Origin of the sequence: Methanocaldococcus bathoardescens (assembly GCF_000739065.1) — an archaeon.
GTDB lineage: Archaea > AGJL01 > Methanococci > Methanococcales > Methanocaldococcaceae > Methanocaldococcus > Methanocaldococcus bathoardescens.
Genome location: NZ_CP009149.1, coordinates 1,118,604 through 1,140,915, shown reverse-complemented (window position 1 = coordinate 1,140,915; position 22,312 = coordinate 1,118,604). Strand labels below are relative to the sequence as shown.

29 protein-coding genes and 1 pseudogene are annotated in these 22,312 nt (G+C 29.4%); 27 read left to right on the top strand and 3 right to left on the bottom strand.

Translation table 11 applies throughout. The annotated features are described in order from the left end of the window. The first annotated feature begins 29 nt into the window (after positions 1-29). The 18 genes and pseudogenes from hcp to JH146_RS05750 all read left to right on the top strand — a co-directional run bounded on the left by hcp (position 30) and on the right by JH146_RS05750 (position 11,406). Complete coding sequence (gene hcp, locus JH146_RS05835; protein WP_048202117.1) at positions 30-1,676, top strand: hydroxylamine reductase; 1,647 nt, start codon at positions 30-32, stop codon at positions 1,674-1,676. Between the two features lie 69 nt (positions 1,677-1,745). After that, positions 1,746-2,096: a cupin domain-containing protein gene (locus JH146_RS05830; RefSeq protein ID WP_048202116.1), complete on the top strand. Its 351-nt coding sequence runs from the start codon at positions 1,746-1,748 to the stop codon at positions 2,094-2,096. A gap of 69 nt (positions 2,097-2,165) precedes the next feature. Continuing rightward, positions 2,166-2,351: a 4Fe-4S dicluster domain-containing protein gene (locus tag JH146_RS05825; RefSeq protein WP_048202115.1), complete on the top strand. Its 186-nt coding sequence runs from the start codon at positions 2,166-2,168 to the stop codon at positions 2,349-2,351. A 10-nt stretch (positions 2,352-2,361) separates the two neighbouring features. After that, complete coding sequence (locus tag JH146_RS05820) at positions 2,362-2,580, top strand: sulfurtransferase TusA family protein (protein WP_081874477.1); 219 nt, start codon at positions 2,362-2,364, stop codon at positions 2,578-2,580. A gap of 47 nt (positions 2,581-2,627) precedes the next feature. Continuing rightward, a complete protein-coding gene (locus JH146_RS05815) occupies positions 2,628-3,044 on the top strand; it encodes a DsrE/DsrF/DrsH-like family protein (RefSeq protein WP_048202113.1) in 417 nt (138 codons plus the stop codon). A 4-nt stretch (positions 3,045-3,048) separates the two neighbouring features. Then, positions 3,049-3,337: pseudogene (gene tusB, locus JH146_RS05810) on the top strand (sulfurtransferase complex subunit TusB). Positions 3,338-3,347: 10 nt separating this feature from the next. Then, positions 3,348-3,704: a DsrE/DsrF/TusD sulfur relay family protein gene (locus tag JH146_RS05805; protein ID WP_048202112.1), complete on the top strand. Its 357-nt coding sequence runs from the start codon at positions 3,348-3,350 to the stop codon at positions 3,702-3,704. 5 nt (positions 3,705-3,709) lie between these two features. Then, complete coding sequence (locus JH146_RS05800; RefSeq protein ID WP_048202111.1) at positions 3,710-4,066, top strand: DsrE family protein; 357 nt, start codon at positions 3,710-3,712, stop codon at positions 4,064-4,066. A 147-nt stretch (positions 4,067-4,213) separates the two neighbouring features. Then, positions 4,214-4,555, top strand: coding sequence for a hypothetical protein (locus JH146_RS05795; RefSeq protein ID WP_048202110.1), 342 nt, complete (start codon positions 4,214-4,216; stop codon positions 4,553-4,555). Positions 4,556-4,625: 70 nt separating this feature from the next. Then, positions 4,626-5,381, top strand: a complete 756-nt coding sequence (locus JH146_RS05790; protein ID WP_048202645.1) for a TatD family hydrolase — start codon at positions 4,626-4,628, stop codon at positions 5,379-5,381. 7 nt (positions 5,382-5,388) lie between these two features. Then, the gene (locus tag JH146_RS05785) at positions 5,389-5,775 is read left to right on the top strand and encodes an arsenate reductase/protein-tyrosine-phosphatase family protein (protein WP_048202109.1); all 387 of its coding nucleotides are present in this window, start codon (positions 5,389-5,391) and stop codon (positions 5,773-5,775) included. Between the two features lie 16 nt (positions 5,776-5,791). Further along, entirely contained in the window at positions 5,792-6,526 is a 735-nt protein-coding gene (locus JH146_RS05780; RefSeq protein ID WP_048202108.1) for a DUF166 domain-containing protein, read from the top strand. A gap of 171 nt (positions 6,527-6,697) precedes the next feature. Further along, positions 6,698-7,114, top strand: a complete 417-nt coding sequence (locus tag JH146_RS05775; protein WP_048202107.1) for a hypothetical protein — start codon at positions 6,698-6,700, stop codon at positions 7,112-7,114. Positions 7,115-7,311: 197 nt separating this feature from the next. Further along, entirely contained in the window at positions 7,312-8,322 is a 1,011-nt protein-coding gene (locus tag JH146_RS05770) for a cell wall-binding repeat-containing protein (protein WP_048202106.1), read from the top strand. 90 nt (positions 8,323-8,412) lie between these two features. Beyond that, positions 8,413-9,177, top strand: a complete 765-nt coding sequence (locus JH146_RS05765) for a DUF2202 domain-containing protein (protein ID WP_048202105.1) — start codon at positions 8,413-8,415, stop codon at positions 9,175-9,177. 9 nt (positions 9,178-9,186) lie between these two features. After that, the gene (locus JH146_RS05760) at positions 9,187-9,783 is read left to right on the top strand and encodes a hypothetical protein (RefSeq protein ID WP_048202104.1); all 597 of its coding nucleotides are present in this window, start codon (positions 9,187-9,189) and stop codon (positions 9,781-9,783) included. Next, a complete protein-coding gene (locus JH146_RS05755; RefSeq protein WP_048202103.1) occupies positions 9,784-10,500 on the top strand; it encodes a 4Fe-4S binding protein in 717 nt (238 codons plus the stop codon). A gap of 228 nt (positions 10,501-10,728) precedes the next feature. Next, positions 10,729-11,406 (top strand): 4Fe-4S binding protein, encoded by a 678-nt coding sequence (locus tag JH146_RS05750; RefSeq protein WP_048202102.1) that lies wholly within the window; start codon positions 10,729-10,731, stop codon positions 11,404-11,406. A gap of 52 nt (positions 11,407-11,458) precedes the next feature. Here the strand turns inward: JH146_RS05750 and JH146_RS05745 are convergent, their stop codons facing one another. Beyond that, positions 11,459-11,791 (bottom strand): DUF5400 domain-containing protein, encoded by a 333-nt coding sequence (locus JH146_RS05745; RefSeq protein WP_048202644.1) that lies wholly within the window; start codon positions 11,789-11,791, stop codon positions 11,459-11,461. Between the two features lie 236 nt (positions 11,792-12,027). Then, positions 12,028-12,849: a DsrE family protein gene (locus JH146_RS05740; protein ID WP_048202101.1), complete on the bottom strand. Its 822-nt coding sequence runs from the start codon at positions 12,847-12,849 to the stop codon at positions 12,028-12,030. 230 nt (positions 12,850-13,079) lie between these two features. Between JH146_RS05740 and JH146_RS05735 the strand changes: the two genes are divergently transcribed. The 5 genes from JH146_RS05735 (at position 13,080) to JH146_RS05715 (ending at position 16,683) form a co-directional block, all read left to right on the top strand. Then, positions 13,080-13,442 carry a thioredoxin family protein gene (locus tag JH146_RS05735; RefSeq protein ID WP_048202100.1) on the top strand — a complete coding sequence of 121 codons (363 nt, stop codon included), beginning with the start codon at positions 13,080-13,082 and terminating at the stop codon, positions 13,440-13,442. A gap of 10 nt (positions 13,443-13,452) precedes the next feature. Next, positions 13,453-13,920, top strand: coding sequence for a cytochrome c biogenesis CcdA family protein (locus JH146_RS05730; protein ID WP_236953654.1), 468 nt, complete (start codon positions 13,453-13,455; stop codon positions 13,918-13,920). Positions 13,921-14,170: 250 nt separating this feature from the next. Continuing rightward, positions 14,171-14,920 carry a coenzyme F420-0:L-glutamate ligase gene (locus tag JH146_RS05725; RefSeq protein WP_048202099.1) on the top strand — a complete coding sequence of 250 codons (750 nt, stop codon included), beginning with the start codon at positions 14,171-14,173 and terminating at the stop codon, positions 14,918-14,920. Positions 14,921-14,941: 21 nt separating this feature from the next. Beyond that, positions 14,942-15,625 carry a precorrin-2 C(20)-methyltransferase gene (gene cobI, locus JH146_RS05720; RefSeq protein WP_048202098.1) on the top strand — a complete coding sequence of 228 codons (684 nt, stop codon included), beginning with the start codon at positions 14,942-14,944 and terminating at the stop codon, positions 15,623-15,625. Beyond that, complete coding sequence (locus JH146_RS05715) at positions 15,622-16,683, top strand: hypothetical protein (RefSeq protein ID WP_048202097.1); 1,062 nt, start codon at positions 15,622-15,624, stop codon at positions 16,681-16,683. The genes cobI and JH146_RS05715 overlap by 4 nt, the downstream gene beginning before the upstream one ends. Before the next feature lie 521 nt (positions 16,684-17,204). Here JH146_RS05715 and JH146_RS05710 read toward each other — a convergent pair. Next, on the bottom strand, positions 17,205-17,732 hold the full coding sequence (locus JH146_RS05710; RefSeq protein ID WP_048202096.1) for a hypothetical protein: 528 nt from the start codon (positions 17,730-17,732) through the stop codon (positions 17,205-17,207). Between the two features lie 683 nt (positions 17,733-18,415). Between JH146_RS05710 and JH146_RS05705 the strand changes: the two genes are divergently transcribed. From JH146_RS05705 to tfe, 4 genes are read left to right on the top strand one after another with little or no spacing between them, the layout of a single operon-like run. Beyond that, entirely contained in the window at positions 18,416-19,645 is a 1,230-nt protein-coding gene (locus JH146_RS05705; protein ID WP_048202095.1) for an ArsR family transcriptional regulator, read from the top strand. Next, positions 19,629-20,576, top strand: a complete 948-nt coding sequence (gene mptA / locus JH146_RS05700) for a GTP cyclohydrolase MptA (RefSeq protein ID WP_048202094.1) — start codon at positions 19,629-19,631, stop codon at positions 20,574-20,576. Before JH146_RS05705 ends, mptA begins: the two co-directional genes overlap by 17 nt. A gap of 59 nt (positions 20,577-20,635) precedes the next feature. After that, on the top strand, positions 20,636-21,733 hold the full coding sequence (locus JH146_RS05695; protein ID WP_173400828.1) for an ATP-grasp domain-containing protein: 1,098 nt from the start codon (positions 20,636-20,638) through the stop codon (positions 21,731-21,733). Beyond that, positions 21,699-22,256, top strand: a complete 558-nt coding sequence (gene tfe, locus JH146_RS05690; RefSeq protein WP_048202093.1) for a transcription factor E — start codon at positions 21,699-21,701, stop codon at positions 22,254-22,256. Before JH146_RS05695 ends, tfe begins: the two co-directional genes overlap by 35 nt. Positions 22,257-22,312: the final 56 nt, after the last annotated feature.

Here is a 22,312-nt window from a genome sequence, read left to right as displayed (position 1 = left end):
TACAATTAAAAAATTTAATAGGTGAAAGTATGGAATACACTCCAAGACCAACAAATATGTTCTGTTTCCAGTGCCAAGAGGCTGCAAGAAATGAAGGATGTACAGTAGTGGGGGTTTGTGGGAAGAGAGATAATGTAGCAAACCTTCAAGATTTATTGGTTTATACTATAAAAGGTTTATGCTATGCATGTGAGAAAGGTAACTACTTAGATGATGAAGTTATGGAATACATACCAAAGGCGTTATTTGTAACAATAACAAATGTCAACTTTGACGATAATGATGTAATAAGTTGGATAAAGAAAGGAGTAGAGTTGAGAGAAAAAGTTATTGAAAAAGCTAATTTAAATAAAGAAGAACTTCCTCACTGTGCTACATGGACTTATGAAAATGATGATGACATAATAGAATTATCAAAGGCAAAAGAAGTCAGTGTCTTGGCAGAAGATAATGAAGATATAAGGTCTTTAAAAGAGCTTATAACTTATGGGATTAAGGGAATTGGAGCTTATTTAAGCCATGCAATGCATCTTGGATACAACAATGAAGAAATCCATAAGTTTATAGTTAAAGCAATGACAAAACTTGTTGATAGTAAAGATGCTGATGAGTTATTCAATTTAGCAATGGAAACTGGAAAATATGCAGTAGAAACATTGGCATTATTAGACAAAGCAAACACTGAAACTTATGGACATCCAGAAATAACTGAAGTTAACTTAGGAGTTAGAGACAGACCAGGAATATTAATTAGCGGTCACGACTTAAAAGATTTAGAGCAGTTATTAGAGCAAACTAAGGGAACTGGAGTTGATGTCTATACACACTGTGAGATGTTACCAGCACACTACTATCCATTCTTCAAGAAGTATGAGCACTTCGTTGGAAATTACGGTGGTTCATGGCCACATCAAACAGAAGAGTTTGAGAAATTTAACGGCCCAATAATCATGACAACAAACTGTTTAGTTCCACCAAAGGATTCATACAAAGATAGAGTTTATGTAACAAATGAAGTAGGATATCCAGGATTGAAGAGAATTCCTGTAAGAGAAGATGGAACTAAAGATTTCTCAGAAGTTATTGAACACGCTAAAAAGTGTAAGCCACCAACACCACTTGAAGAAGGAAAAATCATTGGAGGATTCGCTCATAATCAAATTTTAGCATTGGCAGATAAGATAATTGAAGCAGTCAAGAGCGGAAAGATAAGAAAATTCGTTGTAATGGCTGGATGTGATGGAAGACACAAGACAAGAGAATACTACACTGAATTTGCTAAGAAATTACCAAAAGACACAGTTATATTGACATGTGGATGTGCAAAATACAGATTCATTAAATTAGATTTAGGAGACATTGATGGAATTCCGAGAGTTTTAGACGCTGGGCAGTGTAATGACAGCTATTCATTAGCAGTAGTTGCATTGAAGTTGAAAGAAGTTCTTGGATTAGAAGACATAAATGACCTTCCAATCGCTTACAACATTGCATGGTATGAGCAAAAGGCAGTTGCTGTCTTATTAGCATTGCTCTACTTAGGAGTTAAGAATATAGTATTAGGTCCAACAATACCAGCATTCTTATCACCAAATGTGGTGAAAGTATTAGTTGAGAAGTTTGGAATTTCAACAATCTCAACAGTTGATGAAGATATTAAGAGATTAGTTGGATAAATTTCCTACATCCATTAAATCTTTCTCTATACTTTAAATCCAATTTTTCAAAAATTTTGGGTGATACAAATGATAGAAAAAGTTTATGAATTTAAAAAGGATGCTACAACAAAGGTTGTTGAAAAAATTGTCAATACCGAGCATGTTCAAATCAACCATATTGTACTGCCAAAAGGAGAGCAAATGCCTAAACACTATTCAAACTCTTACGTACATTTGATAATTATCAAAGGGGAGATGACTTTAACCTTAGAAGACCAAGAACCACACAACTACAAAGAAGGAACTATTGTATATGTCCCATTTAATGTAAAGATGCTCATTCAAAACTTAAATTCTGATATATTAGAGTTCTTTGTAGTAAAAGCTCCACATCCAAAGAAATTAAATGCTCCAGAGGAAGCAATAAAGTGCGAATAAACTAAAAATAACGAAAATCGTATAAAAACAGTTAAATAACTAAAAAGAGAATTAAGTATTGGTGATACCGTGAAAGTAACAATAAACTACGACTTGTGTAAAGGCCCAGAATGTGCAGAGTGTGTAAACGCTTGCCCAATGGAAGTTTTTGAAATTCAGGGAGATAAAGTAGTTGTTGCAAGAGAAGAAGATTGTACAGGATGTGGAGTTTGTATGGATGTATGTCCAACAAATGCTGTAAAAGTTGAAGATTAAAGGTGAGAGAATGGAAACACTTGATGCAAGAGGTTTGCAGTGTCCAATGCCAATTGTAGAGTTGGCTAAAAAAATGAAAGAATTAAAAGAGGGGGAGGTTTTAGAGCTTATTGCTGATGACCCGGGAGCTAAGGAAGATGTTCCTGCATGGTGTAAAAGAACAGGAAATGAGTTAATTGAAATGACTGAAGAAAATGGTATCTTTAAATTCAAAATTAGGAAAAAATAGAGATTTCTAAACCATATTAAATCTTTTTTCTATTTTTTGGTGATATTATGGCAGACAAAATGGCACTTGTTGTCTCGGAAGGGACATTTGATAAGGCAATGATGGCTTTTATCCTTGGAACTATTGGAGCTACAATGGGAATGGAAGTTCATATATTCTTTACATTTTTTGGATTAGAGATTCTAAAGAAAAACGCAAAACCAAAACTTCCGGGGATTTATAAGTTGTTTGGAAGTTTAGGGGTAAAAATGATGGAAAAGAAAATGAAAAAAGAGAATATTGGAAGTTTTGAAGAAGTGAGACAACAGGCTATTGATTTGGGAGTTAAATTATATGCATGTAGTACTTCCATGAGTGTTATGGGAATAAAAAAGGAAGATTTAATTGATGGGGTTGAAGTTGTTGGTGCTACAAAGTTTTTAGATATTGCAATGGATGCAAAGATTCAACTTTTTATAGGGTGATGAAATGGCTTTATTTATCCTTTTAAAATCTCCATTTGAATGTAATGCTATTGAGCTTATGGAGAGATTGAGAGACGGAGATGATGGAGTTTTGCTTGCAGAGGATGCCATATACTACGCAACAGTATCATAAAGTTAGAGATGAGTTGTTAAAAAAAGGTTATAAGATATATGCGATGCAAGATGATGCTATTGCAAGAGGATTTGATAATATTGAAGATGTAGAGTTAATTGATTATGAAACTGCTGTAGATTTGATTATGGAGAAGTATTCAAAAGTAATATCACTTTAAAGGTGAAATCATGAAAACATTAACCATTATTCTAAAATCTGGTTCTATGATGAACATGGATCCAAACTTTGCTTTAAAATTGGCTGATGCTGCTTTAAAAAAAGGTTATAATGTAAATTTATTCTGCTACGGGGAGGGAGTTACAGTTATTAAAAAAGGCCAAAATCCAAAAAGATTTCCAAATATAGAAAAGATTTGCAGGAATCTTATGGAAAAAGGATTAAAGGTTGCTGCATGTAGCACATGCTCAATTGCAAGAGGAATATATGAGGAAGATGCCATTGAAGGGTGTAAAATAGGAAGCTTAACTAACGATTTATCCCAATTTATAGCAGACAGTGATAGGGTTATTACCTTAACAAGGTGAAAACAATGGTTAAATCGCTAATTACTCTAATTTTAAAACCACCTTACGGGAGTGAGGACTCATTTGCAGGTTTGATGTTTGCACTCTCTCAAATTGCGAGTGGGATTATTGAAAAATCGGATGTTGTTTTAATGCATGATGGGGTTTATAATGCCAAAGCTAACCAAAAACCAGAGGCAATAGGGATGCCGTCAATCATTGACATTATAAACAATTTGCAGGCATTTGGATGCAAAATTTATTGCATTGAGGAAGATTTAAAAGAGAGAGAAATTGAGGATGTTGTAGATGGCATTGAAATCATAAAATCTGAAAAGTTAAAAGACATATTAGAAGAGTATGATGAAATAATCACATTTTAATATCTCTTCATATTAATTATATCAATATTGCTTTTTTGAAGAAATATTTTTTATTCAGCTTCTAAATCAAAAATGTCAAAAATCTTTTTATACAGTTTAAATTAAAAATATCTTTTGGTTTAATTTTTTAGTTTAAGTGGTGAAAGTATGGAGTTAAAAGAATTAATGGAAAAAATAATTTCCAATAAAATAAAACTTTCCTTAATGTGTAGATTTAAATCAATAGAGCAATATAAAAATGAATTATATGAAGATATCGCAGTTAGTCAAATGAAAGATGTGGAAGCATTATATGAAAAATACCTTATGTATATTGGGGAAAAACCAAATATAAAAGTTGAATTAAGTGGAGATATAAAAGAAATATTAAAAGAAACTATTGAATTAGAGAAAAAGCTTATAAAAGAGAGCGGAATGACCTTTGGAATTAGACAGACAACAATACACTGCCTTACAAGTGATGAGAGATTCTATTTCTACCTAAAATAAAATAAATAAGACCAAAAATTATTTTTTATTTTTATTTTTTATTGATTAAAAACTTTGAGGTGAGATTATGATGATTGATGCCCACACGCATTTAGATGTTAGGAGTTTTGAGGATTTAGAAAAAATGGCATTGAGTGGAATTGAGACAATTATAACCTGTGCCCATGACCCATACAAAATGAGTGTTCCAGAGGTTTATTTAGACCATTGGGATAGGTTGATTAATTTAGAAGTAAAAAGAGGAAAAATGGCAGGAGTTGAAGTTAAGGTAGCGGTTGGTGTTCATCCTATGGGATATCCAAAGAATTGGGAAGTTTTGATAAAAAAACTTCCTGAATTTTTAGAGAATGAGAATGTCGTTGCTATTGGAGAGACAGGATTGCATTATTTAACAGAGGATGAGAAAAACCTTTTGAGAGAACAGTTGATTTTAGCAAAAGATTACAACATGCCTATAATAGTTCATACACCAGAGAAAAATAAGAAAGAGGCATTAATTGAAATCCTAAAGATTTTAGATGAAGTTAAAATAAAGGATGATTTAGTTATGATTGACCACATAAACAAAGAGACTGTGGATTTAATCGATAGGAACGTTTATGTTGGTTTAACTGTTCAGCCATCAATGAAAATAAGCCATGAAGAAGCGGCAGAGATAATAAAAAATTATAATAAGAGATTCATTTTAAGCAGTGATTTAGGAAGTTTAAAGGCAGATATCTATGCATTACCAAGAACTAAATTATATATGAAAAAAAATGGTGTTGAGGAAGAGAAAATAATTGATTCAGTTTATAAAAATGCAAAGGAATTTTATAGGTTATAGGGGGAGCATGAAGATTCTATTTGTTTGTATTCACAACAAAAGAAGAAGTGTAATGGCAGAAGCATTTGCAAAGAAATTTGGATTAAATGCATTCAGTGCTGGAGTTGAAAAAACAGACGGCATTGATGAAAAAGTTGTTGAGGTTTTAAAAGAAAAAAATTTAGAAGCAAAGGAAAAGCCACAAACAATAGATGAAGTTGTGAAAGAAGTTGGAGAGTTTGATGTAGTTGTTACTATGGGTTGCTTAAACTCTTGCCCTTTCGTTCCAGCAAAAAAACACATAGGTTGGAATATTGAAAACCCTGCAGGGAAGGATATTGAAGTCTATAGAAAAGTTAGAGATGAGATTGAAGAGAAAGTTAAGGAACTCGCAAATTCCTTAAAAGATATTTAATTATTTGGTGATTACTATGAAAGCAGTATTTATCTATCACAGAGGAAATGAGAGAATGGAAAAATTCTATAAAAATTTATTAAATGAACCAGATTTTTGTAGAATTTGTGATGATTGCTACAACTGCAGAGGGGATTGGAGCTTCAAAGATAATGTAAAAAATATTGTCATTGATGAAGTTTATGAAGAATTTATAGACAATCCTTACGATTATCTCCCAGAACTTCCAGAAGGAGATGTTTGTATTGCTCAACTTCATGAAGATTTGTTGTATGAACTTCCTTTATTGTTAAAAGAAAAAAATTACAAAGCTTTAATTGTTCCTTCTGAAACTCCACATGATTTATCCCCTGCATTAAGAAGAGATTTAAAGAGAGTCTGCAAAGAGTATAATATAGAATTCGAAAATCCGAAACCATTCTGCTCATTAGAGAAAAAAGAAGATAATGAGTTTATAAACAAATTTATTGATTATTTTAAGATAGGAAAACCAGAATTAGAAATAGAAGTTGAGAATAATGTTATTAAAGATATTAAAGTTAAAATCTCTGCCCCATGTGGAGAGACATACTATATAGCCAAAAGATTGAAAGGAAAAACATTAGACAATTTAAAAGAAGAGATAGCAAATGCTCATCACAATTATCCATGCTTAGGTAGTATGGAAATGGATAAAGAGTTAGGAGACACTATTTTACATAAAGCTGGTTATATTGCAATTGAAAGCATTGAAAAAGCTATAAAAAAATAAATTTTTAATTTTTTAATTGAATTCTTAATTTATTAGTTTATTTTTTATTTTTATTCCACATGGTTGTGCATTAATTTTTCACAACTAAGTAAATTTTATATATTTGTTTTCTTATCCTAATATATGTAGTCAAAAAGATACATACAATGTAACTACAATACAGGTGAAAGCATGAAAAAACTATTGTTGGCAATATTGGGAGTTGCCTTAATTGGTATGGTTTATGCCTTCCCACCATGGATGGCATACCAAACTCAAACTACTGAAAATATAGACATAAATCCATCAGATATTTTAAAAACTGCAGAGATTGTTCAGCACACAACACCATTTGGCTACAACATCTCCCACTTAGAGATAGATGGGCAAATAGTTGGAACTTTATGGAAAGATGTTAATTTAGGTGAAGTAACTGTTGGAGAACCATTTAATACACCATTTGGAGAGAAATATCCTCTCTACTACAACGGAGAGTTGGTTGGATTCGTATTTACCAATCATCCAGGTCATTACTATAGCCATGGTTACTACGGTCATAGAATGAAAGGGGGATGTTGTCCTTGCGGATGTTGCTACTGGCAACAATAAGGGTGTGAGATATGCCAATGTGCTACTATAATTATGCTTTTTTTCCATTTTTCTTTTATAGATTTTTTTGGATGATAATTTGGGTATTGGTATTAGTAATTGGAATTTATGTGCTGTTATCTATTATTCCAAAGAGAAGCAATAAATATAGTTAAATTTAAATAATATCTAAACAATAAATTTTTTAGGGTGATAACATGTGGAAAAAATTGATATTACTATTGCTAATGGCAATTCCAATGGTTTCTGCAACAGATGTAGTTTTAGTAAGTGATAATTGTGCAGATCAGTGCACAGCTTTAGAGGTAGCAAATGTGTTAAATGCAACAGTAATAACAACTGAGTGGGGGATTTACAACGAAAGCTTAGTTAATGAAATATTGGCATTAAACCCAGATAAAGTAATAATTATTGGAGGTTCTTTGGCAGTAGTTGAAAACTACACAACTGCATTAGAAAGTGCAGGAATAAGTGTTGAGAGAATTGGTGGGGAAACAAGATACGAAACAAATGCAAATGTTACATTAAGATTCCAACATCAATTTAGATATGCTTATGGAGATAATGTAACTGCCTGTGTATGCCATGGATTTGATGATATTGCATTAAATGAAACAATGGAAAAAATAAGAAATGGAACATGTTTAGTTTTATTAACTAATGGAGTAAATTTAACTGTTGAGCCAGAAAGATTGCAATTAAGAATAAACAAAGTAGAAATTGTTGAAAACCCATTCTGCCCATTCTGTAATCACTCAGCAATTGCCATGAAATTACAAAGAAAAGGATTGAATGTTGAAATTGAGAAGATTCCAGAAGATAGAGTCAAATTAATGTTGCAAAATAGAATAAAAATAATGGAAAAAAGAATATTCATGTTTAAAAGAATGAGAATCAATGTTAGTGAGTTAGAAGAAAAATTAAAAGAAGTTGAGGAGCTAATAAAACAAAATAGATACCAAGACGCTTACAGAGTGATGATTCAATTAGAAGGAGAACAGATGGCAATGGTTAGATTGCATTTACAACCAATGGGACATGGAATGGCAAAAGGCATGGGCAATGCCCCTCACGTTTATCATCAAAATGCCAATAACTCACAAATGGGTGTCGGAGGAGCAAACGCTCCACACATTTATCATCAGAATGAAAATAACACAGAATTAGGAAATGCAAATGCACCTCATTTGTATAATAAAAATCAGTAAATAAATTAACAGCCTCCATATTTTCATTATTTTTTTAATAGTTAGTGGTTGTTAATATAACTGTCCCAACTATTAAAATAAGGTGAAATCATGAGAAATATAATAAAATTGGCTTTAATATCATTAATAGCTTCAATGGTTCTTTTAGCAGGATGTGTAACTCAAAATACTGAAAATGCTCAAGTGCAAAATGCTCAAAATGCTCAAAATCAAGATTATCAAACTCCTTATCATCAAAACCAGATGGGTGTGGGGAGGGGAAAAATAGTAGGAAATAATGGAAATATAAACGTTAGCTTAATATGTGAAAATATTGACGCCCTACCAAAACAGCCAATAAGCGAAGAAGAAAAAGAAGGATTAATTGAAATGAGAGAAGAAGAAAAATTGGCAAGAGATGTTTATCTAACCCTATACAATAAGTGGGGATTACAGATATTCAAAAACATTGCTGAGAGCGAACAAACACACATGGATTCAGTTAAATACCTCTTAGATAGATACAACATCTCTGACTCAGTTAAAAGTGATGAAATTGGAAAATTCTCAAATCCAAAATTTGAGAAATTATATAAAGATTTAGTTGAAAAGGGAAGTAAATCAATTGTTGATGCATTGACAGTTGGAGCAACCATTGAGGATTTAGATATAGCTGATTTAGAACATTGGATAAGCAAAACAGACAATGAAGACATAAAACTCGTTTATGAAAACTTAATGAAAGGTTCAAGAAACCACATGAGGTCTTTTGTGAGAATGCTAAATAATTATGGAGCAAATTACTCCCCACAGTATATAAGCAAAGAAGAATATGAGCAAATAATAAATAGCCCAATGGAAAGAGGAATGCAATAGGTGAAGAATATGAGGAAATTTTTTGCCATTTTTTTATTTTTTTCTCTTTTAAATTTATCTTTTGCATGGGATGATTGTCCATTTGGGAAAACAAACTCTTCTTGCTATTATCCTGGAGAATGTGGAAGATATATAGATACAAACAATAATGGAATTTGCGACCATAGTGAGCCTGCTCCAGAAGCTAATACAAATTTAAATGTTCAAGCTATAGATTCAAACAACATTCAATTAACTGAAGAGTTAATTGATGAATATGTAGATATTTCTGGTAAAGAACTAAAATCCTACACAATAAAAGAAATTTGCAATAAATATGGAATAAATCCAAAATGTTTAAAAGAAAAATTAAAAATTGATGTTTCTGACGATACAACATTTGATGAAATAAAAAAGATTTATGGAATACCTCCAAGTGTTGTTAAAGAAGCGATTGTTGAGTGTATGATTGAAGAAGGAAAGATTAAGTTGAATATAACTCAAAATTCATCAGATAATGGAAATATTATCAACAACAACAGTAAAAACACTTCAATAATTGATGAAATAATATCATTTTTATTTTCAACAATTAATTTAAGAGATTTATTATTTGGGTGGTTGTAAATGGACAAAATACAGATATTGAGGAAAATTTCCCAAACATTCTTTTTTATTTATTTTGTGTTTTTGACAAGTTTTTGTTTATGCTTCTTTGGCGTAATTGAGAAGTTTATCTTAAAAGGAACAGTTGGGCAGTTAATTGTTAAGTTAATTGTTATTATAGCTCTGACTTTAATATTGGGGAGAGTATTTTGTGGATGGATGTGTCCATTAGGTTTTTTATCCGAATTATCTTACAAGTTGAGAGTTAAGCTATTCAAAACAAAAAAACTACCAACAGTTAATGAAAAAATCCACAAAAAATTGATTTATCTAAAATATGTGGTGTTGGTTGCATCTTTAATTTTAACCTACTACCTATTAACCTATGCATTTTGTCAAGTTTGTCCAATTGGGTTTTTAACAAATCTTTACGGGACAGTTATATCTTTTATAATATTAATTTTCGTATTAATCGCTTCCTTCTTTATACCAATGGCATTTTGTAGATATCTCTGCCCATTAGGAGCATTTTTATCAATATTTTCAATAAAACCTCTCTTTCAGTTAAAAACTGATAATAATTGTGTTAAATGCAAGCTATGTGAGTTTAAATGTCCAATGCAGATAAAGATTACAGAAAAAATTGACCAAAAAGAATGTATAAGATGTTTTGAATGCAAAAGTGCATGTAGGAAAGGAGGATTATCGTTTTCACACATCTTCAGAAAGGAAAATTAACATCCCAAAATAATAAATTAACTATTTTTATGAATATTTGTGTAAAATTATATCGTAAGTCGTTTAATTTTTACATCTTGGTTTTTTAAAATAATTGGTTAAAAATTTTTTTATAGTTGAAAATTTTAAAAGATATTATTATAGAGCTTTACATTTTTCAGATTTTTGCTTTAGAATTGACATTAATTAGGTTTAAATAATAATTAACCTATTTTAAATGGTGAAATTATGGATAAGATTCAGATATTAAGAAAAATTTCCCAAACATTCTTTTTTATAAGAGCAACTTTTGTTCTTGGTCTTTATTTAAATATCGTTGAATTTATTGGAAGATTTATTTTTGGTATTGGAAAATACACCAATATAAGAATTGTAATCATGATATTAGCAATTATTGCTGGAAGAATATTTTGCGGTTGGATGTGTCCTTTTGGATTCCTATTTGATTTAGTTTATCAAGCAAGAGTAAGAATCTCTAAATTAAAAAAATTACCAACTATGCCAGAACATATACACAACAAATTAAAATATTTTAAGTATTTTGTATTAGTTTTAGTTGTTGTATTAGCTTATTTGTTTGGAACTGATATATTTTTAAATTCATATATGTTAGCTTATTTATTATTGGCTTTATTTTTAGTTTTAGGATTTATTTATCCAAGATTCTTCTGTAAATATGTCTGTCCAGTAGGAGCGTTGTTAAGCATATTCGCAAGATTCTCAATATTCCAACTAAAACTTAATAAAAATAAATGTACAGGTTGTAGATTATGTGAATTTAAATGCCCAATGCAAATAAAAATAGCAAATGTAGAAAAGATAGACCAGATGGAGTGTATAAGATGTTTTGAATGCATGAGTGCATGTAGAAAAAAATCACTAACTTTCTCACCTTTCTTTAAATAAAATAATTCATTTAAAAAAGTTAAATAAGTAAGTTAAATCATTAATCGTATATTTAAAAGACTACTAAATTCCCTAATGCCAATATAATTAACATCCCCATTAATGCTAAATGAGCTGAATAGATTCCAGTATTTTGGAATTGGGTTTTTAATATATTACATATTGTATTACATATTGTTAAAGGAGTTATTATTTGGGAAGCTATTGCTAAATATCCTACTATATTGTTATCTACGAATAATGAAGCTAAAGTTAATATAAAAGCTATTATCAAAGACGCGAAATGTGGCATTAACCTCATTCCTGTTAGCCTAAATGTAGCAAATCCAGAAAGCATTGCACCAAATATTACAGACAGAGAAACTAAGGTTATTATGTCATTCATTTTAATCACCCTTAATATTTTTAATTTTTTATTTTTAAATATTAGATTAGCCCTTATCTTTTCAAAAACTACTTTCTTTAACATTGTGCATTTTTTATCCATACATACTTCAAACAAAAGACAAAAGTTAGATAAATAGACAGAATGACTTTTCTAAACCCTCCCCCACTACAACTATGCCACAATTATTTTATTTTTTTATTTTAATTATATTTTTATTTTCCAAAATTATACACTTACAACCAAACAGGCCTAACATTTGGTTTTGATAAGTAGTTTAAGAATGTTGGTGCTCCAGCAATTTCAAATCCTTCTTCCAAATTATTTTCATTAATTCCTCTAAATTGTGCACTCAACTCACAAACATATACCTTTACTCCTCTTTTTAGAATTTCTCTAACTAAATCTCCTAATTTTGGAAATGCTGGATGTTTAACTTTATCACATTCTCCCTTTAAAGCTAAACTTGCTCCATCCATCATTAAGAATATCGTTGGCTTTAAGTTCATTTTTAAGGCAACGTCTGCCATCATGAATGTTGCATAAGCCTTTTCAGCGTTTCCTGTTCCAGTTGTATTAATGATGAAGAATTCATCAATCTTTGTTATTGCTGCTGCTTTTTCTTCTTTCTTTTCTCCTTTTTTGAGCAATATTCTATAAGTTCCATCTCCTTTATCTTCAACTTTTATTATTTCATTACCCATTCCTTTTAATCCTTCTGTTAAATCAGTTAAAGCATTTTTTCCACAGATAATCTCTAATATTTCCCCATTCTTCATTTTTGATAAGATATCTGAGACCATCATTATTGGTCCTGGACATGTAGCTCCTACAACGTTAATAGTTCTATCTGCCTGTATTTCCCCAACGTAGATTTTGACGATATTTCCATCAACTTCATATTTTAAGTTGTATTTTTTCAATAAATTTTCAATATCTTTTATTTGCTCTTCCCCATCAGTTTCAACAACTAAAATTCCATCTTTTGTATCACTTAAAATCATGTCTATTAATAAAGAAGGGCTTCTTAACCCTTTAACTTTAAACTTCCTTATCATTTTTATCACCTATGTCATTATCATGCACAACCATATTATATTATTCACGATTGTGTTCCACCTATGAACAAACATATAACACAACTAATATATAAACTTTTCGATTTTTTATATTAAATTTTTAAATTTTTAATATAATTTTTATGATAAATTTTCTAAAATTTAATAACATAGTTTTATATAAAATAAGATAAATAGTTAATACACAATCACACACAACCAGTGATATAATGAAAAAATATCTACTATTAATATTAACATTCATTTCCATTGGAATTTTATTAAGTGGATGCATAAATATTAATGAAAACGTAAGAAATAAAGAATTTGATTTCAATGGGACATGTATTGTTGAATTTACCGCTGAATGGTGTGGCTATTGTAAAATGTTAGAACCAACAATTGAAGAATTAGAAAAAGAAGGATATAAAGTAATTAAGATAGATATTGACAAAAATAGAGACATTGCAGAAAAATATGGAATTAGGGCTGTACCAACAATATTCTACGTGAAAGATGGAAAGATAATTGATATGACTGTTGGATACAACCCAGAAGAGATAAAAGAAAAAGCAAAGCAGTTAAAGGAATAAATGTGGGAGTATGGATTTAATTTTAATTTTTTTATCTGGGATTTTTACCGCATTAGGGCCGTGTGTTTTAAGTATTTTGCCAATATCTCTTGCATACACATTTAGCATCTCAAACAACAAAAAAGATGGATTTTTTGTGTCTCTATTTTTTGTTTTAGGATTGGCAGTTATATTTAGCATTTTAGGTGTTTTATTTTCACTATTTGGCTCAGTATTTAATTTATATAAATTAAAGTTTGTTGCTGGAATTGTAGCAATTATTTTTGGTGTTTTGATGATTTTAAACTATAACATAAAAATCTTTAATTTTACAACAAAGGGAAAGATTTGGAATAAAGCTCTTTATCTAATAAATAAAAATAAAAAATTTAAGTATTTAAGTTCTTTTTTATTTGGATTCTGTTATGGTGTTTTAGCAAATACTTGTGCAGACCCTGTTTTAGTTAGCATTTTGTCATATATTTCCAACAAAAGGTGATGCATTATTTGGATTTTTTGCATTATTTGTTTATGCAATTGGTTTTGGGATTCCGATAATTATATTAAGCTCTTTGGGTGTTGAAGGAAAGGAAATATTATCAAAAATTAATCCTAAGATAATAAATCTTATATCAGGGACAATATTAATACTGTTAGGAATTTGGATTTTAATCTAAACTTTTTAATTGCAAAAATTTAATATAATAAGATTCTAAATTAACAGCCAAAAACATATAGATGTGGTTTATATGATTAAAGAAAAAAGAAAAGTAGAAGTTATTGGCTTAGAACTACCAATATTCAAAGGAAATGAAAATGTGAATTTATCTGAGTTGATTGCTCAATATCCAATTGAAGATGGGGATATTATTGTAATAGCAGAAACATTAATTTCAAAATTAGAAGGAAACGTAATAGATAGAGATAAAATAATCCCTTCGAAAGAAGCTATTGAATTAGCTGAAAAAACTGGAAAGGACCCAAAAGTTGTTCAAATTATATTAGATGAAGCAAAAGAAGTAGTTAAAGTTGGAAAAAACTTTATCATCACAGAAACAAAACATGGTTTTGTTTGTGCCAATAGCGGTGTTGATGAAAGTAATGTGTATAATGGAATAAAAACTCTACCAAAAAATCCTGATGAAAGTGCTGAAAAAATTAGAAAAGAGATTGAAAAATTAACTGGAAAAAAAGTTGGGGTTATAATATCAGATAGTGTTGGAAGACCGTTTAGAAAAGGAGCTGTTGGAATTGCCATTGGCGTTAGTGGAATCTTAGCATTGTGGGATAGAAAAGGAGAAAAAGATTTATTTGGAAGGGAGTTAAAAACTACTGAAGTCGCTATTGCTGATGAGTTAGCAAGTATGGCAAATGTAGTTATGGGAGAAGCTAATGAAGGAATCCCTGTTGTAATAATTAGAGGAGCTAAAGTTCCATTTGGTGATGGAAAAGGAAAAGATTTAATTAGACCAAAAGAAGAAGATGTTTTTAGGAATTAAAAATTAATCTGGTGAGTTTAAATGGTAAAAAAAGTTTATGGCATTGGTGTGGGAGTTGGAGACAAAAAGCTACTAACTTTAAAAGCTTTAGAAGTTTTAAAAAAAGTGGATAAAATATTTGTCCCAATATCCAAAGAAGGAAAAAAATCAATCGCCTATGAGATTATAAAAGACTATGTTGATGGAAAGGATGTTGAAGAACTTTTATTTCCAATGATTAAAGATAAAGAAAAATTAAAAAAATATTGGGAAAATGCTTTGGAAAAAGTTTTAAAAGAAGAAGGGGAAGTTGCTATAATAACAATTGGCGACCCCACACTTTACAGCACATTCTCTTATGTTTGGAAACTTTTAAGAGAGAAAGGAGTTGAGATAGAAATAATCAACGGAATATCTTCAATCTTTGCCTCTGCATCTGCTTTAGGCATTCCATTAGTTGAAGGAGATGAAAAACTCTGCATTCTTCCACAGGGGAAAGATTTAGAGAAATATATTAATGAATTTGACACAATAATTATTATGAAAACAAAGAATTTAAAGGAAAAGTTAGAAAAAATAAAAGATAGGGATGATTATATAGTTGGTTTAGTAAAGAGAGTAACATTTGAAGATGAAAAAATAGCAATTGGTAAATTAGATGAGTTAAATTTTGATGAATTCAATGACTATCTTTCCTTAGCTATAATAAAGAGGGTTAAGAAATGAAGCTTGTAAGGGCAGTTCCCGAAGAATTTTTAAATGGATTATATTTAATTCCAACAGACAGAGGGAATTTATTGGAATTAGATGAGAATGGAAATTTTGAAGTAGTTGATAATATACCAATAATTAGAATTTTAGCAACACCAAATCTAAAAAAGACAATAGCAAAGACTATTTATCAAATTAAAGACAAATATTACTATTTTAAAGACCATAAAAAAGCAAATTGGCTAAAAAATCTTTTAGAATATATGAGCAACAAGATAGAATTTGATAACTATTACAAGGCTAAAAAAGCATGGTATAGGGGAATAGGTGATTTATTTAAAAATATAAGGAAATGGGAATTCAAAAAAGTTGTTGGGAAAATAATTTCACTATTAAGAGTTTTAAATCCAATAATTGTTTTTGATGTGCATGATATAAGGAAATGGCATTATGGAAAGAGTTTTATAAACTTTGTTAAAGAATTAAGGAAGAATAATTTAAGTGTTGTAATAAGATACCCAATTGAATGCCATGAAGAGATAAAAAAACTTTTTCCAGAAGGTATTTTAAATACAAAAGCAGCTATAAAATACTTTGCAAAGGTTCATGGTTATTATATAAGTGATAGAGTAGCTAAATATCTCTTAAACACAACTAATGGAAACTTAGAAACAATATATTTAATATTAAGACACTCAAAAAGGGAAATAAGAAATCTTAGAGAGCTAAAAATTCCATGGCTTAAGATTTTACCATATATAGTAGATTCGAAATATCGAAAATTGGTTGAAGTCATAATTGAACTAAGGAAGTTTAAAGTTGAAAATATTGCTTATAAAGTTAATTATAAATTATCAACCCTATACAGATATTTAGATGAGTTGGTTGAGTTAGGAATATTAACAAAAATAAAGTATAGAGGCAAAGTTAGATTCAAAATAAGGCTAAATAGAAACATCCTTTTAGAGCTCATTAAAAAATCTAAAAATAACTATACTCATTGGTTCTCTATTTTTTTGTTAGATAGCATACCATGGAATATACGGATTTTCGAATTTTCGAAGAACATATAAAGCTAAGAAGAATCATACTAAAAACGAGTGTAGTATTAATATTTATTGATTGTGTAAAGTTATGACAAAATCTTGTTTTCTTTTTTGATACAGAATTAGTATTTTAAGAAAATTAATTTAAATATTAGTTTCTCATAAGATTTTCGAGTTTTCGAGTTGCATGTATGTATATGAGAAAATCTTTTATCGAGAGCTAATGGTGGTTGTGATTATCACAAACACAATTATTATATAATTATACTTTTTTTCTCTATATAAGTAAAAATAAAAAAATCTTTAAGTTTTAAATTTTAGTATAATATATTACAAGATATTAATAAAAAATAACATTAAAAAATTGTTATTTTTAAAAAATAAAAATTAAAAACGATGAAACAGTTTAAAACACTGATGATAAGTGTTTGTTATACAAAATAAGATACAGTAACCACTATCTTATTTTTGTGATAATCGACGCTTTAAAAAATTCTTGCTCGTCTGCTAACCATATACATACATGCAACTCGAAAACTCGAAATTTATTAATTCTGATTTTTTAATGTATTGTAGAGCTTTTTCAGATAATCGATATGTTTACAGTTATCACTCTGACAAATTACACACCACCAATGACCTTTATTGCTTCTAAAAACGTCTCCTAAATGCTCTCCATTGGAATCAAAGAATGAAAATATCATTCCACCAAGTTTATCCTCTTTCCATTTAATTTCAAACCCTATTCTATCCACTGGGTAATACTTAGTGGCAATTTTCTTTTTAGGTAATTTTTCGAAAACACTCGAAAAACTCAAATCGAATATTTCTGGGGCTAATCTTTTTAATATTGCTAATCCTTTTGAGGTAAATGAATATAAAACTTTATGCCCTGCTCTTTCCCTCTTCATTATATTTAGAGCTGAGCACAACCTTAAAAAAGAGCTTGCAAGACCTTTCGATATATTTAAATTTTCTGAGAGTGATTGTGGATAAGTTGTGCCACGTATTAACACATAATGTAAAATGGCTTTTCTAAATATAGTGGATACTATTTCGTATGGTAGTCTTTCCATCTATAACACCTTTATTTTTAATATTAGTTATTTTTGTGGTGTTGTCTTACTAATATTCAATTGTATTTACCACACTCACTTATAAATCTTTTGATTCACGATATAGTTTTGTCCACTAATTTTTCATCGTAGTATTACTGACCTTTTGAAAACTTTTATTTGTATATACGTTTTGATAGAGCATGTATTTATTTATTTCTGTTATATGCCTATAATCTATTTTTCTTTATTGATATTAAATAGTTTTAATATACTGTTAATTTGTATATAATTTTTGATTCATAGCATTTTATAAATTATAAGTTTTGATTCACGATATTTTATTTTTCGTGTGTTGTAATAATTCCTACGAGAAGAATTAAAATTAACTTTATTTTATTAGAATAGTATATATATTATTTTTATTTTTATTCAAGTTTATTTCTGAGAGTTATATTCTCTTATATCTTATAAAATACTATTTGATTCATGATATTTTTTAATTTTATTTCTTGATTCATAATATTTTTTAAAATTTAATTACAAAATATATAATGGAATATTTAAATTAATAAATAATTAATTGTATCTATTGTTCGATTTTTCGAAATCTATATAATACACTTAGAACAAAAATTCGAAACTACTACAAAACATTATAATTATCAATTCAAATTAATTCATATTTTATTACCGGTGGAAACATGGACCCAATAGAGTTTATACAAAAATCTGCAAGCTCTATAGCAAGCACCATGCATAAATTGAAATTAAAATATAATCCATTTTCTGAGAAGCCAATAAGGGGGAATACAAAGTTTTTTGTTGGTAGAGTTAGTGAGTTGAGAGAGATTGGAGAAATTTTGGGTTCAGCTTTGCATGGTAGTGTAGCTAATGCCGCAATAGTCGGGACTAAAGGGATAGGGAAGAGTTCAATGCTTAACATCATATACTATGCTACAAAAAAGCAAGGACACTGGGTTGTTGAAATGACAGCATCTCAAGTAACGCCAAGACAGTTTTTGATACAACTTTTATACAATATATTAACTGAAAATATTCTAACTATGAGCGGAACTATAAAATCTGATTATATGGAACATTCAAATAGAATTTTGGATATGTATAGGAAGTTAAACAACTATGGGGATAAAGTTCCTATCCATTATCCAAGAGAGAGAATTGAAAGAGATTTAGAATATTTAATAAATGAAGTTAAAAGTCCTGATAAGTTATGCATAATTTTAATTGATGAAGCAGACCAATTTGCAAAAAAGAGTTGCTTAAGCTTACTTCAATTTTTCCACTCATTTTTATATGAAGAGGGGATATTAACCTTTATGGCTGGTTCACCAACATTAATGGATGATTTAACAAAAATATCCCCGCCAATAAAAGATAGGATTCCTAAAATAATAAATATGCCACCTTTATCAAAAGATGAATCTTATGATTTAATTAGAAGAAGATTGGAAGATGCTCATATAGATGGTGCTGAGGAATTTGAGCCATTTACTGAAGAAGCCATACATAAGATTGTTGAAGAATGTGATGGAATTCCAAGAAAGATAATAATGACTTGCTCCGAATCAATATCAATAGCTATAAGAAAAGGTTTAACTAAGATAGATGAAAAGGTTGTTAAAGAGGCAATGCATTCTCTTGGGATTAGTGTAGGGCATCAAATTTTGAATCATTTGACCCCAGCTCAATCAGAGATTGTTAGAGCAATGGCTGAGCTTGGAGGTTCAGCAACAGTAACTCAACTTGCAGAATATCTAAAAAAATCACCAAGCACTATTGGAACACACTTATCAGATATTTATGAGATGGGATATATTTATAAAGAAAGGGATGGAAACAATGTGTATTATAGACTATCTAAAGAACTTAGGGATGTCTTAATAGGTGAAGATGATGAATTGGAAATGTGATATTCAAAATTTTGAACCGGATGTTAAAATATCATTAACAAGAGTTGGAGTTACAAATCTAAAAAAACTTGTTAGATTAAAAAGAACAAATAATAAAAGACCAATAATTCTATTATCCACCTTTGAAGTTTTTGTTAATCTGCCGAGCTCACAAAAAGGTATTCACATGTCAAGAAATCCTGAGGTTATAGAGGGAATAATAGATGAAGCATTAGAGATGGAAAGTTATGAGATAGAAACAATTTGTGAGGAGATAGTTAAGAGATTGTTTGAGAAACATGAATACGCTACAGAGGCAGAGGTTTTCATGGTTAGTGATTTCATGACTAAGGAGAAAAGCCCAATATCTGAGAAATATTCTCAGGAGATACATAAAATCATGGGTGGAGCTAAAGGAATAAAGAAAGATGATAAAATTGAAATAACAAAAATTGTTGGGGCTGAAGTTGTTGGCATCACTGCTTGCCCATGTGCTCAAAATTTAATAAAAGAGATATCTATTAAAAATTTAAAAGAAAAAGGATTCTCTGATGAAGATATTGAGAAAATATTGGATTCTGTTATCTTTGCTACCCACAATCAGAGAGGAATTGGTAGAATTATATTAGAAGTTCCTACTGGTTATGATATTGAGATTATGGATATTATAGAGATAATTAAGAAATCCATGAGTGCTGAGATTTATGGGATATTAAAGAGAGCTGATGAAGCTTATGTTGTTGAGCAAAGCCATAAAAATCCTAAGTTTGTTGAGGATTGTGTTAGAGAGATGGCTAAGAGAGTGGTGGAGAAATTTAAACACTTACCAGATGAAACAAAGGTTTCAATTAGGCAAATAAATATGGAAAGTATTCATAGACATGATGCATTTGCTGAAAAAGTAGCAACACTTGGAGAATTAAGGAGAGAACTTGAATGTATTCAAATTTAATGTTATATTTTATCTTTTTTAGCTATTTTATCCACAGACCAATTATTATGAGGGAGAATTTGAAAGCTTTGGTTTTAGGAGTTAATACAAGACCTATAGTTAATTCTTTAAAAAAATTAGGATTCTATGTATACTCTGTCTCTTACTATGCCCCAGAAGATTTAAATGCTGATAAAAAATATTATCTGATAAATCCCTTAGCTCATGGAAGATTGAAGGAGAATTATAATGAGAATAGATTAATTGAGATAGCTAATGAGTTAGTTGATGAAGTTGATTATGTCTTTATAACTTCAGGTGTTTTTGAATTCGAAAATTCGAAAATTCCAAAATGGGACAATGTTGTAGGGAATGAACCAAAAAAGATAAATGAAATCAGCAACAAACATAAAACATATAAAAAATTAAAAAATCTTGGTTTTAATATACCTGAAACAAAGAAAATTAATAATAAAACTCAGTTATATAAATTTTTAGAAGAATTTAAATTTTGTATTTTAAAGCCTATTTACGGTAGTGGAGGAGGAATTTTAAAGATAAATTTAAATAATCTTAATGATGGGTTAATTTATGGAATTAAGTTCCCAATCATTGCTCAAGAGTATGTTAGAGGGAAAAGTTTTAGTGCTAACTTTATAGGCAATACATTTATAACCTTTAACAAACAAATTATTATTAAGGGAATGTATGCTGGGAATTTAACACCATATCTAAATTTGCCAAATAAGTTTGTTAAAATATTTGGAGAGGTTATAGAAACTTTTGAATTAAAAGGAATGAACGGTATTGATTTTTTAATTAAAGATAGTGAGCCATATATTGTTGATATAAACCCACGAATTTTAGGAACGTTTGAAACTATAGAGATGAGTGCGTCTCAAAATTTAGCAAAGGCTTTATTAAATAATAACTATGCTAAAGAAATCAAACCAAAAGAATCATATATAAAGAGAATATTGTTTGCTAAAGAAAAAATTATTGTGAATATATCAAAAAGAGACTTTATATATGATATTCCAAAGAAAAATGCAGTTATAGAGAAAGGAGAGCCTATAGCTACAGTAATTGCAAAAGAAAACATTAAATCAATAATAAACAGTATTTATGGGGAGTGTGCAGAGTATGAAAAAAGAAAAGAAGATAGAGAGGATATATGAAATGCTAAACGACCCTTTGATTCAGGAAGTTCTCTTTAATATATTTGAAGGAGATGAAAAGGGATTTGAAGTTATTGATGTCCTTTTAGAGAAGGGTGAAACAACAGAGGAAGAGATTGCCAAAGAGCTTGGTGTAAAGCTTAACGTAGTTAGGAAATTACTTTATAAGTTGTATGATGCAAGATTAGTTGATTATAAAAGATGGAAAGATGAAGATACCAATTGGTATTCCTATACTTGGCTACCAACACTTGAAAAACTTCCTTATGTAGTAAAAAAGAAAATAAATGAGCTAATTAAAGACCTTGAAGAAAAGTTAGAGTTTGAGAAAAATAACATGTTTTTCTTCTGTCCAAATTGTAATGTAAGATTTACATTTGAAGAAGCAATGGATTATGGATTTACGTGTCCAGGTTGTGGAAATATGCTACAAGAATTTGACAATAGTGAATTAATTAAAGATTTAGAGGAGCAAATAAGATTTTTAAAGGAAGAATTAAAGAACAATCCTTTTTTAAAATAATTTTTAAATAATAAATTTAACTTGTGTATAATTTTTCCAGTATCGAGTTTTTAGTT

Coding starts and splice junctions, on each gene's coding strand:
- mptA (WP_048202094.1), top strand. CDS start 19,629: ATGAATTGGAAATGTGATATTCAAAATTTTGAACCGGATGTTAAAATA.
- JH146_RS05775 (WP_048202107.1), top strand. CDS start 6,698: ATGAAAAAACTATTGTTGGCAATATTGGGAGTTGCCTTAATTGGTATG.
- JH146_RS05745 (WP_048202644.1), bottom strand. CDS start 11,791: ATGAATGACATAATAACCTTAGTTTCTCTGTCTGTAATATTTGGTGCA.
- JH146_RS05710 (WP_048202096.1), bottom strand. CDS start 17,732: ATGGAAAGACTACCATACGAAATAGTATCCACTATATTTAGAAAAGCC.
- JH146_RS05815 (WP_048202113.1), top strand. CDS start 2,628: ATGGCAGACAAAATGGCACTTGTTGTCTCGGAAGGGACATTTGATAAG.
- JH146_RS05735 (WP_048202100.1), top strand. CDS start 13,080: ATGAAAAAATATCTACTATTAATATTAACATTCATTTCCATTGGAATT.
- JH146_RS05705 (WP_048202095.1), top strand. CDS start 18,416: ATGGACCCAATAGAGTTTATACAAAAATCTGCAAGCTCTATAGCAAGC.
- JH146_RS05760 (WP_048202104.1), top strand. CDS start 9,187: ATGAGGAAATTTTTTGCCATTTTTTTATTTTTTTCTCTTTTAAATTTA.
- JH146_RS05795 (WP_048202110.1), top strand. CDS start 4,214: ATGGAGTTAAAAGAATTAATGGAAAAAATAATTTCCAATAAAATAAAA.
- JH146_RS05790 (WP_048202645.1), top strand. CDS start 4,626: ATGATTGATGCCCACACGCATTTAGATGTTAGGAGTTTTGAGGATTTA.
- JH146_RS05780 (WP_048202108.1), top strand. CDS start 5,792: ATGAAAGCAGTATTTATCTATCACAGAGGAAATGAGAGAATGGAAAAA.
- JH146_RS05740 (WP_048202101.1), bottom strand. CDS start 12,849: ATGATAAGGAAGTTTAAAGTTAAAGGGTTAAGAAGCCCTTCTTTATTA.
- JH146_RS05750 (WP_048202102.1), top strand. CDS start 10,729: ATGGATAAGATTCAGATATTAAGAAAAATTTCCCAAACATTCTTTTTT.
- JH146_RS05730 (WP_236953654.1), top strand. CDS start 13,453: ATGGATTTAATTTTAATTTTTTTATCTGGGATTTTTACCGCATTAGGG.
- JH146_RS05715 (WP_048202097.1), top strand. CDS start 15,622: ATGAAGCTTGTAAGGGCAGTTCCCGAAGAATTTTTAAATGGATTATAT.
- JH146_RS05785 (WP_048202109.1), top strand. CDS start 5,389: ATGAAGATTCTATTTGTTTGTATTCACAACAAAAGAAGAAGTGTAATG.
- JH146_RS05755 (WP_048202103.1), top strand. CDS start 9,784: ATGGACAAAATACAGATATTGAGGAAAATTTCCCAAACATTCTTTTTT.
- JH146_RS05820 (WP_081874477.1), top strand. CDS start 2,362: ATGGAAACACTTGATGCAAGAGGTTTGCAGTGTCCAATGCCAATTGTA.
- JH146_RS05725 (WP_048202099.1), top strand. CDS start 14,171: ATGATTAAAGAAAAAAGAAAAGTAGAAGTTATTGGCTTAGAACTACCA.
- JH146_RS05770 (WP_048202106.1), top strand. CDS start 7,312: ATGTGGAAAAAATTGATATTACTATTGCTAATGGCAATTCCAATGGTT.
- cobI (WP_048202098.1), top strand. CDS start 14,942: ATGGTAAAAAAAGTTTATGGCATTGGTGTGGGAGTTGGAGACAAAAAG.
- JH146_RS05800 (WP_048202111.1), top strand. CDS start 3,710: ATGGTTAAATCGCTAATTACTCTAATTTTAAAACCACCTTACGGGAGT.
- JH146_RS05765 (WP_048202105.1), top strand. CDS start 8,413: ATGAGAAATATAATAAAATTGGCTTTAATATCATTAATAGCTTCAATG.
- hcp (WP_048202117.1), top strand. CDS start 30: ATGGAATACACTCCAAGACCAACAAATATGTTCTGTTTCCAGTGCCAA.
- JH146_RS05830 (WP_048202116.1), top strand. CDS start 1,746: ATGATAGAAAAAGTTTATGAATTTAAAAAGGATGCTACAACAAAGGTT.
- tfe (WP_048202093.1), top strand. CDS start 21,699: ATGAAAAAAGAAAAGAAGATAGAGAGGATATATGAAATGCTAAACGAC.
- JH146_RS05805 (WP_048202112.1), top strand. CDS start 3,348: ATGAAAACATTAACCATTATTCTAAAATCTGGTTCTATGATGAACATG.